The 11,420-nt window shown below is 62.5% G+C and carries 14 protein-coding genes; 7 read left to right on the plus strand and 7 right to left on the minus strand.

Annotated features, from left to right (window positions below; translation table 11 throughout):
* The 4 genes from J5M71_RS11615 to J5M71_RS11630 form a co-directional block, all read right to left on the minus strand.
* Positions 1-383: GreA/GreB family elongation factor (locus J5M71_RS11615; protein WP_207832337.1), on the minus strand; the 383-nt coding region annotated here is incomplete at its 3' end.
* A 67-nt stretch (positions 384-450) separates the two neighbouring features.
* On the minus strand, positions 451-807 hold the full coding sequence (locus J5M71_RS11620; RefSeq protein ID WP_207832339.1) for a hypothetical protein: 357 nt from the start codon (positions 805-807) through the stop codon (positions 451-453).
* A gap of 215 nt (positions 808-1,022) precedes the next feature.
* Positions 1,023-2,876 carry a DUF4105 domain-containing protein gene (locus J5M71_RS11625; RefSeq protein WP_207832341.1) on the minus strand — a complete coding sequence of 618 codons (1,854 nt, stop codon included), beginning with the start codon at positions 2,874-2,876 and terminating at the stop codon, positions 1,023-1,025.
* 75 nt (positions 2,877-2,951) lie between these two features.
* Positions 2,952-3,440 (minus strand): DUF3015 domain-containing protein, encoded by a 489-nt coding sequence (locus tag J5M71_RS11630; protein ID WP_063911184.1) that lies wholly within the window; start codon positions 3,438-3,440, stop codon positions 2,952-2,954.
* A gap of 253 nt (positions 3,441-3,693) precedes the next feature.
* Between J5M71_RS11630 and J5M71_RS11635 the strand changes: the two genes are divergently transcribed.
* The 5 genes from J5M71_RS11635 to J5M71_RS11655 all read left to right on the plus strand — a co-directional run bounded on the left by J5M71_RS11635 (position 3,694) and on the right by J5M71_RS11655 (position 8,492).
* Positions 3,694-6,132 carry an ATP-binding protein gene (locus tag J5M71_RS11635; RefSeq protein ID WP_063911185.1) on the plus strand — a complete coding sequence of 813 codons (2,439 nt, stop codon included), beginning with the start codon at positions 3,694-3,696 and terminating at the stop codon, positions 6,130-6,132.
* A 161-nt stretch (positions 6,133-6,293) separates the two neighbouring features.
* Positions 6,294-6,632, plus strand: coding sequence for a hypothetical protein (locus J5M71_RS11640; RefSeq protein ID WP_003247487.1), 339 nt, complete (start codon positions 6,294-6,296; stop codon positions 6,630-6,632).
* A 204-nt stretch (positions 6,633-6,836) separates the two neighbouring features.
* Positions 6,837-7,325: a TIGR00645 family protein gene (locus J5M71_RS11645; protein WP_003247486.1), complete on the plus strand. Its 489-nt coding sequence runs from the start codon at positions 6,837-6,839 to the stop codon at positions 7,323-7,325.
* A gap of 158 nt (positions 7,326-7,483) precedes the next feature.
* Positions 7,484-7,789: a DUF6482 family protein gene (locus J5M71_RS11650; protein WP_013970818.1), complete on the plus strand. Its 306-nt coding sequence runs from the start codon at positions 7,484-7,486 to the stop codon at positions 7,787-7,789.
* 85 nt (positions 7,790-7,874) lie between these two features.
* Complete coding sequence (locus tag J5M71_RS11655; RefSeq protein WP_025337633.1) at positions 7,875-8,492, plus strand: FKBP-type peptidyl-prolyl cis-trans isomerase; 618 nt, start codon at positions 7,875-7,877, stop codon at positions 8,490-8,492.
* 127 nt (positions 8,493-8,619) lie between these two features.
* Here the strand turns inward: J5M71_RS11655 and J5M71_RS11660 are convergent, their stop codons facing one another.
* The 3 genes from J5M71_RS11660 to J5M71_RS11670 form a co-directional block, all read right to left on the minus strand.
* On the minus strand, positions 8,620-8,865 hold the full coding sequence (locus J5M71_RS11660; protein ID WP_207832342.1) for a hypothetical protein: 246 nt from the start codon (positions 8,863-8,865) through the stop codon (positions 8,620-8,622).
* Between the two features lie 83 nt (positions 8,866-8,948).
* The gene (locus J5M71_RS11665) at positions 8,949-9,290 is read right to left on the minus strand and encodes a zinc ribbon domain-containing protein YjdM (RefSeq protein ID WP_009686103.1); all 342 of its coding nucleotides are present in this window, start codon (positions 9,288-9,290) and stop codon (positions 8,949-8,951) included.
* Between the two features lie 183 nt (positions 9,291-9,473).
* Positions 9,474-10,442: a polyprenyl synthetase family protein gene (locus J5M71_RS11670; RefSeq protein ID WP_207832344.1), complete on the minus strand. Its 969-nt coding sequence runs from the start codon at positions 10,440-10,442 to the stop codon at positions 9,474-9,476.
* A gap of 244 nt (positions 10,443-10,686) precedes the next feature.
* Between J5M71_RS11670 and rplU the strand changes: the two genes are divergently transcribed.
* Together rplU and rpmA are read left to right on the plus strand one after the other, a co-directional pair.
* Positions 10,687-11,001: a 50S ribosomal protein L21 gene (rplU, locus tag J5M71_RS11675; RefSeq protein WP_003247466.1), complete on the plus strand. Its 315-nt coding sequence runs from the start codon at positions 10,687-10,689 to the stop codon at positions 10,999-11,001.
* 38 nt (positions 11,002-11,039) lie between these two features.
* Positions 11,040-11,297, plus strand: coding sequence for a 50S ribosomal protein L27 (gene rpmA / locus J5M71_RS11680; RefSeq protein ID WP_046616804.1), 258 nt, complete (start codon positions 11,040-11,042; stop codon positions 11,295-11,297).
* The last annotated feature ends 123 nt before the right edge of the window (positions 11,298-11,420 follow it).

Below are 11,420 nucleotides of genomic sequence, written 5' to 3' on the forward strand. Positions count from 1 at the left end.
CAGTTGATCAACCCCCGCCCGGCATCTGCCTCATCCTCGCCCACCAGCCGCACCACATGTTCCTGGTCCTGCGCATCGACAAACCGCACCCGGCTACCAATCTGCACCTTGCTGCGCGACGTCGCTGCCGGCACCACCTGGGCGCTCTGCACCCGCGCGCTGAAGTAACGCAGGTCCCGTTCGGTATCCGCCAGCCGTTGCTTGTCGCCACGTTCGCCCTGTGCCTGCAGTTCGCCGCGCAGGGCATTCAGCTCGGCCACGCGTGCCTGCAGCTGGCGCAGGCCACTGGCGGTGACGTAGTTGGGTTGTTCGCTGACCCGTCGCTCAACCGGCTGGTCAGCCTGGGCGGCGGCCTGGTCTTCGTTGACGAATGCTCGGCTCATGCGTGGCCTCCTTGTGCAGGAGACCATCATCGCAGGCCGCCAGTTTCAAGAGATGTCCGTTTACGACTCAGTTGTGACGATAGGCGCGTGCGGCGTCGCGGTCCTTTTCCTGCTCCCAGTCGCGCTCGCGCTGGTCCCAGAAGCGCTCGTGGTACTGGCGCTGTTCTTCGCTGTCCTGCATGGCGTGGCACTGGCGAAAGCCGTCGTCCCAGCCGCTTTCGTACTGACGCTCGTGCAGGTAGCGCGGCACGTCCTTGCGAAAGCCGCCAACCATCAGCCCGGCTGCCTGGCGGCCGCTGCTGCAGCCGTCCTGGAAGCCATCGGCGTAGGCAGGGGGATAACCCTGGTTGACCATTTGCTCGTGGGTGGTTTCGCAACCCGACAGCAACAACGCCATGCACACGCCGAACCAGTACCGCGACATAACCACAAAACCCTCCGGTTGATACTGGAAAGTCTAGGTGGCGATTTGTCGGGGAGCCGTCAAAACAGTGTCAAAGAGTTGGTTGGTTCACATTGCTCTGCTGACCTCACTGGCCCATTCGCGGGCGCGCCCGCTCCCACAGGATCACCACAGGATTCGAGGCCTGTGCAGTACCTGTGGGAGCGGGCATGCCCGCGAAAGGCCGCAAAGCGGCCTCAGTAGTGGTACCACTTCAACTCAAGCATCACCTCGTTCTGCGCCGTAGCCAGCTGGCTGAACTCCCGCGAAGCACTCAGCCGCACCCCCAGGTTCTGGCTGATCTCCCACTGCTGGTTCAAGCTCACACTGCGCCGCACTTCGCCATTGGTGAAATAATCGCCCTTGGCCTCCAGTGTCATGTTGCCCAGCCCGTTGCGCCACAGCAGCCCGCCATTGAAGCCTGCCGCCGGGGCAATGAACTGGGCAAAATCATTGTGGTGCTCGACCCGCACCGTGCCCAGGGCAAAGCCCAGCAACCCGTCGGCCAGTTGCCAGGTGCCGCCGGCCCCGCCGTTCACATGGCTCACCAGCACCTCGTCATCATGCTTGCCCGGCACCCGCTCCAACCCGCCGGCCACCTGCCACGACCAGGGTTTGAGCAGCTCGTTGCGCGGCGTCAGCGAGCGGATGGTGGCCAGGTCCAGGCGTTGTACCTGCCAGTCGTTACCCTCGTACTGGCGCAGCTTCAGCTGCAGGATCTCGATCTGCGCCCCCAGCGGGAAGCCATAGGCGTTGTCATTCAGGTCGTGATAGGCCATGCGCAGGCCGTACTCGGCGTAGGCGCGGTCTTCGCGGGTGCCCACGCCCAGTTGCCAGGTGCGCGAGTCGTGGCCGTCCTCGGGCAGGCCCGGGCGCTCGATCTGCAGGGGTGGTGGCGGGTTGCTGTTGATCGCTCGCAGCAGTTCGAAGCTGCGCTTGGCCTGCCCAGGGTCGCGCGCCTGGCCATTGGCGCGGTAACGCTCCAGGCGGTACGCGGCATCCTGCACCAGCGCCTGGCGCTCGCGGGGGAGGGCCTTGAATTCAGGGCTCTGCAGTTGTGCGGTGTCGGCGCTTACCGCCAGCACCTGGCGCTTTTCGCCGTGATCGAGCGGCTCGGCCCGGGCCAGCAGTTCACGTTCGCGCGAGGGGCGGTATGTCTCGCTGGCGACCATGCCGGACTGTTTCACGGCCTTCACCGTGTCGGTCGGGATGGCGGTCAGCGGGAACTGCGAGGTCAGGTCCAGGCTCGGCCGGGCCACCTGCAGCAGCTCCAGCAGGCGATACGAGCAGTTTTCGTCGAAGAAGAAGTAGTCGAACTGGATCTGCTTCAACTCCCACACATGCTCGACCATGCGCCCGGTTTCTTCCGGGGTCAGGTCCAGCTGGTACTCCCACAGGTCGCGGTTTTCCAGGCTGCGGTATTCGGACAGTTTTTCCTGGTAGGGCATCAGCGCGAACAGGCCCGGGTAGCCACCCATCAGGCCCTTCCAGGCGTACAGGATGCTGTTGTCGCTGCCTTCGATATAGGCGCCGAAGTTGATCGCGTAGCTCAGCAACGTGGTGTCGTCGCTGCGGGTATTGGACTGGTCGATGCGCAGCAGGGTGTGGCCGAACATCGATGACGGGCTGTTCAGGTAGGCCGCCGGGAAGATCAGCGCCGCACTGTGCGGGTCGATCGACTGGTACCAGGTGGCGAACTCCTGGCAGTCCGGTTGCGGCAAATCGCGCAGGTCGAGCTGTTCGCGCAGCCAGCGGGTGCGCGCCGGGAACACGCACTGGGCGTGCTTGTCGCCGAGGTTGGCCGGGGCGTACAGCGCTTCGACCGTGGCTTGCAGCTCCTGGTCGGGGTGGTGCGCGCCGTCCTTGGCGAGGAAGAACGCATCATCGTCCACATAGCTGCGCCAGCCGCCCAGCTTGGCGGTTTCGTAATGGCCCAGGGCAATCCAGTAAGGGGTGTTGGCCAGTTGCTGGACACGGCCTTGGTCCAGCGCGGGCGCGGCATGAACAGGGGCGCAGGCACACAGCGCCAGGGATATGAAGCGTTTGAGCATATCGGGCAACTACTTCTTGACGATGCCGAAAAAAAGGCGAAACCCGCCCCGGAGCCGGGGCGGGAGCAACCGCACTTAGGCCTCGGTAGCGTATTTGGCCAGGCGTGGGTCGTTCTTCAGAACGGCCAGGGTGTTGCTGTGGACCGTTTCGGCAGTGACGTCGGCACTGCTGAAGATCTGGTTGAAGTGCTGGTGGGTGACCGATGCGAAGTAGCCGCGGTCTTCCGGGGCCACGCCGAGAACCACGGCATAGGTGGTCAGTGCTTCGCCCTGGCCCATGGCCATGTCTTCGGACAGTTCATTCATCATGCCGTTCATGGCGAACCAGGACTTGCCGCCATAGGTCAGCGACGCCTTGGTCGAGCAGCCGTTGGTGCCCGAAGTCATGCCGAAGGTGGCGTTACCGGAGGTGCCGTTGGTGGTGGAAGCCAGGAAGTGTGCCGGCGTGCCGCGCTGGCCTTCGAACAGCATGTTGCCCCAGCCGCAGTTCGGGCCGCCTGGCGCTTCGGCCATTGCATTGAGTGAGGCCACGGTGAACAGAGTACCCAGAAGAATCCGTTTCATAGCATTTGTTCTCTATTTGACTTAACCAAGGGTCAGGGTTTCTGGCAACTCGGTTGCCAGGTCGGGAAAGCGTTTCACCCACCCGCGCAGCTTGGAGTTTAGGCACGATCTAAGAGTTGCGTTGTTGATTGCGAAAAATTTGCTGTTACATGTCCCGCTCAGGCTGCGACATAAAGTCTTGTGGAGCCTTGCAAGGCGCGCGCGGGCAGCGCCAGAATGCTGCGTATCTGCCCCGCCGAAGTAAGGAAACCCAATGCCCGATCCTGTCGCTGCGCGCCTGCGTCTCGCGCCTGAAGCCCTGACCCGGCGTTTCTCCCCCGAGCAGTTTGCTTTTACCCATACCGACGATCTGGAGCCGTTTCGCGGAGTCCTGGGCCAGGAGCGTGCTGTCGAGGCCCTGCAGTTTGGCGTGGCCATGCCGCGCCCCGGTTACAACGTGTACGTGATGGGCGAGCCTGGCACCGGCCGCTTCTCGTTCGTCAAGCGCTACCTCAAGGCCGAGGGCAAGCGCCAGCAGACCCCGGCCGACTGGCTCTACGTCAACCACTTCGATGACACCCGCGAGCCCCGCGCGCTGGAATTGCCGTCCGGCAGCGCCGGGGCGTTCATCGCCGACATGAACGGGCTGATCGACAACCTGTTGTCGACCTTCCCGGCGGTGTTCGAGCACCCGTCGTACCAGCAGAAAAAGGGCGCTATCGACCGCGCCTTCAACCAGCGTTACGACCGCGCCCTGGATGTGATCGAGCGCGCCTCGCTGGAAAAGGACGTGGCCCTGTACCGCGACGCCAGCAACGTCGCCTTCACCCCGATGGCCGACGGCAAGGCGCTGGATGAAGCCGAATTCGCCCAGTTGCCGGAAGAGGTGCGCGAGCAGTTCCACGAGGATATCGCCCTGCTCGAGGAGCGCCTGAACGAAGAGCTGGCCAGCCTGCCGCAATGGAAACGCGAGTCGAACAACCAGCTGCGCCAACTCAACGAAGAAACCATCACCCTGGCCCTGCAGCCTTTGCTGGCGCCATTGTCGGAAAAGTACGCCGAGAACGCTGCGGTCTGTGCCTACCTGCAGTCGGTGCAACTGAACCTGCTGCGTACCGTGGTCGAGCAACTGGTCGACGACAGCAAGACCGACGCCGCCGCGCGCAAGCTGCTGGAAGAGCAGTACGCCCCAAGCCTTGTGGTCGGCCACCACGCCGACGGCGGTGCGCCGGTGGTGTTCGAGCCGCACCCGACCTACGACAACCTGTTTGGCCGTATCGAATACAGCACCGACCAGGGTGCGCTGTACACCTCGTACCGCCAGCTGCGCCCGGGTGCGCTGCACCGGGCCAACGGCGGCTTCCTGATTCTGGAAGCCGAGAAGATGCTGGGCGAACCGTTCGTATGGGACGCGCTCAAGCGTGCGCTGCAGTCGCGCAAGTTGAAGATGGAATCGCCACTGGGCGAGCTGGGCCGGGTGGCCACCGTCAGCCTGACGCCGCAGATGATCCCGCTGAACATCAAGCTGGTCATCATCGGTTCGCGCCAGCTGTACTACGCGCTGCAGGACCACGACCCGGACTTCCAGGAGATGTTCCGGGTACTGGTGGACTTCGACGAAGACATGCCCATGGTCGACGAGAACCTGGAGCAGTTTGCCCAGCTGTTGCGCACCCGTACCAACGAAGAGGGCATGGCGCCACTGACCAGTGACGCGGTGGCGCGCCTGGCCACCTACAGCGCCCGTCTGGCAGAAAACCAGTCGCGTCTGTCGGCCCGTATCGGCGACCTGTTCCAACTGGTCAGCGAAGCCGATTTCATCCGCCAGCTGGCCAGTGACGAAATGACCGACGCCGGGCACATCGAGCGTGCGCTCAAGGCCAAGGCCACCCGCACCGGGCGTGTTTCGCAGCGGGTGCTGGACGACATGCTCGCCGGCATCATCCTGATCGACACCGAAGGCGCGGCCATCGGCAAGTGCAACGGCCTGACCGTGCTGGAAGTGGGGGATTCGGCGTTCGGCATGCCGGCGCGTATCTCCGCCACCGTGTACCCGGGCGGCAGCGGTATCGTCGACATCGAGCGTGAGGTCAACCTCGGCCAGCCGATCCACTCCAAGGGCGTGATGATCCTCACCGGTTACCTGGGCAGCCGCTATGCCCAGGAGTTCCCGCTGGCGATCTCGGCGAGCATCGCTCTGGAGCAATCCTACGGCTATGTGGACGGTGACAGCGCCTCGCTGGGCGAGGCCTGCACGCTGATCTCGGCCTTGTCGCGCACGCCGCTCAAGCAGTGCTTCGCCATTACCGGCTCGATCAACCAGTTTGGTGAAGTGCAGGCAGTGGGCGGGGTCAACGAGAAGATCGAGGGCTTCTTCCGTCTGTGCGAGGCGCGTGGCCTGACCGGTGAGCAGGGGGTGATCATCCCGCGTGCCAACGTTGCCACGCTGATGCTCGACGAGCGCGTGCTGCAGGCGGTGGAGAACGGCATGTTCCACGTGTATGCGGTCAGCCAGGCCGACGAGGCGTTGAGCCTGCTGGTGGGCGAGGAGGCCGGGGTGCTGGATGACAAGGGCCAGTTCACTGAAGGCAGCGTCAACGCTCGGGTGGTGGAGCGCCTGCGTGAGATCGCCGAGATGATCAGTGAGGAAGAAGTCGAGAAGGCGGAGAAGGAACGCCTGGAAGAGGTGATTGCCCAGGCCAAGCCGGCCTGAGTCAAGAAACCGGCGCTGGCGGCGATGTGCTACCGTTCAGCGCCGGTTTTCCATCTTTCGGTACTGTTCTTCTATGCTGGAACTTAAGGACGGTATTAGCGTTCAGGATGGAAACAGCCTGAGGTCCAGGCTGAACAAGGCTTATTGGAGGGGGCGCGGCCATGCGCAATCTCAGCCTCACACGCCAGTGCCTGGGCCTGGTGACCCGCATCGAATGCAGCATCCGTCCGCTGGCCGGGGACAACGGCATGTGGACGCTGCTGTTCGCCGCCGGCATGGCCGGTGAACAACCCTCCGCCATCAAGGCCCAAGGGCCGTTCCATGGGCCGCTGGTGGCCGAATCGGTGCTCAATGCCATTGTCGACAGCCTGACCTTGCATGGGTATCAGGTGGCCGAGGATCCGCAGATCTGGTGTTTGCATCTGCAGGCGCAGTTGCGGCGGATCAATGGCGAGCGGTGCCGGAACCTGGGGGATTACCAGTTTCATCCTGAGACTTGATTGAGGCCGGGGGCCGCTTTGCGGCCCATCGCGACACAAGGCCGCTCCCACAGGCACAGCATCGCCCTTGAGGACTGCGCTGTACTGGTGGGAGCGGCCTAGTGTCGCGATGGGCTGCATGGCAGCCCCCGGGCTTTTGCTGTAACAGGTGGCTGGCTATACTCGCCGTCGCTTTTTTAGTCACCTGATGAGTCCCAATCCTCCATGGAACGTATCCTCGAAAACGCGATGTATGCCTCTCGCTGGCTGCTCGCCCCCATCTACTTCGGCCTGTCCCTCGGCCTGCTGGCCCTGGCGCTCAAGTTCTTCCAGGAAGTGGTCCACGTCCTGCCCAACGTCTTCGCCCTGAGCGAAGCCGACCTGATCCTGGTGATCCTGTCGCTGATCGACATGTCGCTGGTGGGTGGCCTGCTGGTGATGGTGATGATCTCGGGCTACGAGAACTTCGTCTCGCAACTGGACATCGACGAAAGCAAGGAAAAGCTCAACTGGCTGGGCAAGATGGATTCTTCGTCGCTGAAGATGAAGGTTGCCGCGTCGATCGTGGCCATTTCGTCCATCCACCTGCTGCGGGTGTTCATGGACGCGCAGAACATCTCCACCGATTACCTGATGTGGTACGTGATCATCCACATGACCTTCGTGGTCTCGGCATTCTGCATGGGTTACCTGGACAAGCTGACCAAGCACTGAGCCTGACTGGCCTCTTCGCAATCCCTGTGGGAGCGGGCAAGCCCGCGAAGAGGCCAGCACGTTCCAACTGACGAGCGGCGTCAGTCATGCCTTGTGCATTCTCCCTTTCTGTAGAAAAAATGAGCTCTCATGCGTGGTTCCCATCGCGAGGTGCTCTCATGAACCTGCATCAGCTCAATACCGAGGCCAGGGCTGGCCATGTCGACGAACTGAACCTGATCGCCATCGAAGGCGGTGACTACCTGCTCGAGGCCCGGATCAAAGGCCACCCCCATCCCCTGTCAGACACCCGTGGTGAACGCTTGCGCGTGCATTCGGTGGAGGATGCGCGCAAGTTGCTGCAAACCATCCCCATGGTCTCGATGAACCTGGTGCATTGGTCGGTGCAGGACGAAATGTGCGGTATGGGCACGCACCCGGAAGAAGACTTGAAGGTGCCGATTTCCCAGCGCTCGGCCTGGTAGCTGCTCGCAGCGCCCCAGTGTGCTAGGCTGCTCGCCCTTTTCATCAAGGGCGCGGCTTCACTGCGCCCTGCAGTGGAGCACGACAATGTCCGAACTCAACCTGTCCACCGACGAAACTCGCGTCAGCTACGGCATCGGCCGTCAGCTGGGCGGCCAGCTGCGCGACAACCCGCCACCAGGCGTCAGCCTGGAAGCCATCCTGGCCGGCCTGACCGACGCCTTCAACGGCGCCGACAGCCGCGTCAGCGAAGCCGACCTGTCGGCCAGCTTCAAGGTCATCCGCGACGTGATGCAAGCCGAAGCGGCTGCCAAGGCTGAAGCAGCAGCTGCTGCTGGCAAGGCATTCCTGGTCGAGAACGCCAAGCGTGACGGCATCACCACCCTGGCCTCGGGCCTGCAGTTCGAAGTGCTGACCGCCGGCGAAGGCGCCAAGCCGACCCGCGAAGACAACGTGCGCACGCACTACCACGGCACCCTGATCGATGGCACGGTGTTCGACAGCTCCTACGACCGTGGTCAGCCTGCTGAATTCCCGGTGGGTGGTGTGATCGCTGGCTGGACCGAAGCCCTGCAGCTGATGAACGCTGGCAGCAAGTGGCGCCTGTACGTGCCGAGCGAGCTGGCCTACGGCGCCCAAGGCGTTGGCAGCATCCCGCCGCACAGCGTGCTGGTATTCGACGTCGAGCTGCTCGACGTTCTGTAATACCCTCGGGGCCGCTTTGCGGCCCATTCGCGGGTGAACCCGCTCCCACAGGGACCTCACAATGCTTCAGAGCTGTGGGGCCCCTGTGGGAGCGGGTTCACTCGCGCAGAGGCCGGCCCTGCCAGCCTCAGTTCCAGTCCGTTCCCCCGGGGCGCAAGGCCCGCGCATAGCAGAACAGAAACAGATTGCGCACCAGCTCCTTGAGCACCCCCGGCTCACTCGAATTCAGCCCGCTCATGTCCAGGTCGCCCTGGTCACGCAGCTCGTCGAGCGCGTCTTCTTCAAGCACCGCGCACACTTCGCCGGTTTCCCGATGAAGAATGCGCAGATAGGGGTGGGGGCGGTCCAGCCAGGCGTCGATCAGATAAGTCATGGCTATTCTCCTTGGATAGCGGTTCCAATGAGAATAATTCTTATTATCTAAATAGCAAGCGCCAATTGGCGGTATTCGCGTTATCAGACTTTACGCACGAACTCGGACTTCAGCTTCATGGCGCCGATGCCGTCGATCTTGCAGTCGATGTCGTGGTCGCCATCGCACAGGCGGATGTTCTTGACCTTGGTGCCGACCTTGACCACCAGGGAGGAGCCCTTGACCTTGAGGTCCTTGATCACGGTGACGGTGTCGCCGTCCTGCAGGATGTTGCCGACCGAGTCCTTCTTCACCACCTCGTCGCTGGCCGCTTCGGCGTCGCCGCTGGCCGACCACTCGTGGGCGCATTCAGGGCAGATCAGCTGAGTGCCATCCTCATAGGTGTATTCGGAGTTGCATTTTGGGCAGGGTGGCAGAGTGCTCACTTCGGTTCCTCAAACAAACAGACGGTTGAAAGCCCACATTGTAAGAGGTATTTCTGATGAAGTGATTATGTCCGGACAAATGTTTCGCGGGTAAACCCGCTCCCCCAGGTACAACATAGGCCCGGAGGCCTGTGATATCCCTGTGGGAGCGGGTTTACCCGCGAATGAAGGCGACTCGATCTGTCAGTGAGTACGCGCCACAGCAAACTCGCTCAGCTCGACCAGCGCATCACGATATTCGCTGGCCGGCAGCACTTCCAGGCACTGGATGGCACGCTTCACATAGTCACGCGCCAGCTCCGCCGTGTAGTTCAGCGCACCCGACTCTTCGACCGCCACGCGAATCTGCTCCAGGTCCTCCAGGCCACCCTTCTGGATCGCCTGGCGTACCAGTGCAGCCTGTTCGGCGGTGCCTTCGCGCATGGTGTAGATCAGCGGCAGGGTGGGTTTGCCTTCGGCCAGGTCGTCACCGACGTTCTTGCCCAGGGTCTGCGAGTCGCCCTTGTAGTCCAGCAGGTCGTCGACCAGCTGGAACGCCACGCCCAGGTGATCACCGAAGGTACGCAGGGCCTCGCGCTGTTCGTCGCTGGCTTCGGCCAGCGCGGCGGCGCTGTGGGTCGAGGCTTCGAACAGCATCGCGGTCTTGCCGCGAATGACCTCCATATAGACTTCCTCGGTGGTGCTGGCGTCGCGTACCCGCGACAGCTGCAGCACTTCACCTTCGGCAATCACACGGGTGGCCTTGGACAGGATCTGCATGACCGGCATCGAGCCCAGTTCGACCATCATCTCGAACGAGCGCGAATAGAGGAAGTCGCCCACCAGCACGCTCGGCGCGTTGCCCCACAGGGCATTGGCGGTGGAGCGGCCGCGGCGCATGCCGGACATGTCGACCACGTCGTCGTGCAGCAGGGTGGCGGTGTGCAGGAATTCGATGGTGGCAGCCAGCAGGCGCAGGTCGTCGCCCTCGCGGCCCAGGGCCTTGCCACACAGCAGCACCAGCAGGGGGCGCAGGCGTTTGCCACCGGCGGACGTGATATAGTCGCCGATCTTCGATACCAGCGGCACGCGCGAGGTCAGCTGCTTCTTGATGATCTCGTCGACGGCGCTGAAATCATCAGCCACCGCACGGTAGAAGGTTTGGGGTTGCATCGGCTGCTCCAGTGAGGTTGCGCGGCATGCTAGGTCGCGGGTCCCGGTGTGTCAAGGCGCGGTACCCGTGCGCCGGGGGCGGTACTTGCAAGCAAAACCGCGGTTGCGTACAATCGCGCACCCTAACTTCCTGGGCAGCACCTGCCTTACGCAATTGCGCCGGGCCGTTCCAGCCCTGTGCAGCCATGCCAGCCAATACTCATCATATAAAGCGCTGGGTGAGCAGGATTATCGGAGAAATACCATGTCTTACGCAGTAATCGTTACCGGCGGCAAGCAGTACAAAGTCGCTGAAGGTGAATTCCTCAAGATCGAAAAACTGGAAGTCGCCACTGGCGAATCCGTGACCTTCGATCGCGTCCTGCTGGTCGCCAACGGTGAAGAAGTCACCATCGGTGCTCCAGTTGTTGCTGGCGCTAAAGTAGTGGCCGAAGTCGTTTCGCAAGGCCGCCACGACAAGGTTCGCATCATCAAGTTCCGTCGTCGTAAGCACCACATGAAGCGTATGGGCCACCGCCAGTGGTTCACCGAGATCAAAATCACCGGTATCCAGGCTTAATCCCCTAGATCCCCTGAATTTATTTGGAGAATTGAACCATGGCTCACAAGAAGGCTGGTGGTAGTACTCGTAACGGTCGCGACTCAGAATCGAAACGCCTTGGCGTGAAGATGTATGGCGGCCAGGCTATCAAGCCAGGCAACATCATCGTCCGTCAGCGCGGCACCGAATTCCACGCTGGCTACGGTGTTGGCATGGGCAAGGATCACACCTTGTTCGCCAAGATCGAAGGCGTGATCAAGTTCGAGAAAAAAGGCGAGTTCATGCGCCGTTACGTGAGCATCGTCGCCGCTTAATCGCGACGTCGCTCCAGAAGCCCCGTCATGCGACGGGGCTTTTTCGTTTGTGGTGAGCCTCTTGCAAAGCTGTTTGTATGGGCTGCCGGCGTGGGTTTCTACGGTCGTACGGGGCCGCCGCGC

The sequence above is a fragment of the Pseudomonas sp. 43(2021) genome, assembly GCF_017490805.1.
Classification (GTDB): Bacteria; Pseudomonadota; Gammaproteobacteria; order Pseudomonadales; family Pseudomonadaceae; genus Aquipseudomonas.

Excerpts from the sequence above, each read along its gene's own strand:
- J5M71_RS11620 (WP_207832339.1), bottom strand. The coding sequence starts at position 807 with ATGTCGCGGTACTGGTTCGGCGTGTGCATGGCGTTGTTGCTGTCGGGT.
- rpmA (WP_046616804.1), top strand. The coding sequence starts at position 11,040 with ATGGCTCACAAGAAGGCTGGTGGTAGTACTCGTAACGGTCGCGACTCA.
- J5M71_RS11645 (WP_003247486.1), top strand. The coding sequence starts at position 6,837 with ATGGAACGTATCCTCGAAAACGCGATGTATGCCTCTCGCTGGCTGCTC.
- rplU (WP_003247466.1), top strand. The coding sequence starts at position 10,687 with ATGTCTTACGCAGTAATCGTTACCGGCGGCAAGCAGTACAAAGTCGCT.
- J5M71_RS11650 (WP_013970818.1), top strand. The coding sequence starts at position 7,484 with ATGAACCTGCATCAGCTCAATACCGAGGCCAGGGCTGGCCATGTCGAC.
- J5M71_RS11660 (WP_207832342.1), bottom strand. The coding sequence starts at position 8,865 with ATGACTTATCTGATCGACGCCTGGCTGGACCGCCCCCACCCCTATCTG.
- J5M71_RS11635 (WP_063911185.1), top strand. The coding sequence starts at position 3,694 with ATGCCCGATCCTGTCGCTGCGCGCCTGCGTCTCGCGCCTGAAGCCCTG.
- J5M71_RS11625 (WP_207832341.1), bottom strand. The coding sequence starts at position 2,876 with ATGCTCAAACGCTTCATATCCCTGGCGCTGTGTGCCTGCGCCCCTGTT.
- J5M71_RS11670 (WP_207832344.1), bottom strand. The coding sequence starts at position 10,442 with ATGCAACCCCAAACCTTCTACCGTGCGGTGGCTGATGATTTCAGCGCC.
- J5M71_RS11655 (WP_025337633.1), top strand. The coding sequence starts at position 7,875 with ATGTCCGAACTCAACCTGTCCACCGACGAAACTCGCGTCAGCTACGGC.
- J5M71_RS11630 (WP_063911184.1), bottom strand. The coding sequence starts at position 3,440 with ATGAAACGGATTCTTCTGGGTACTCTGTTCACCGTGGCCTCACTCAAT.
- J5M71_RS11640 (WP_003247487.1), top strand. The coding sequence starts at position 6,294 with ATGCGCAATCTCAGCCTCACACGCCAGTGCCTGGGCCTGGTGACCCGC.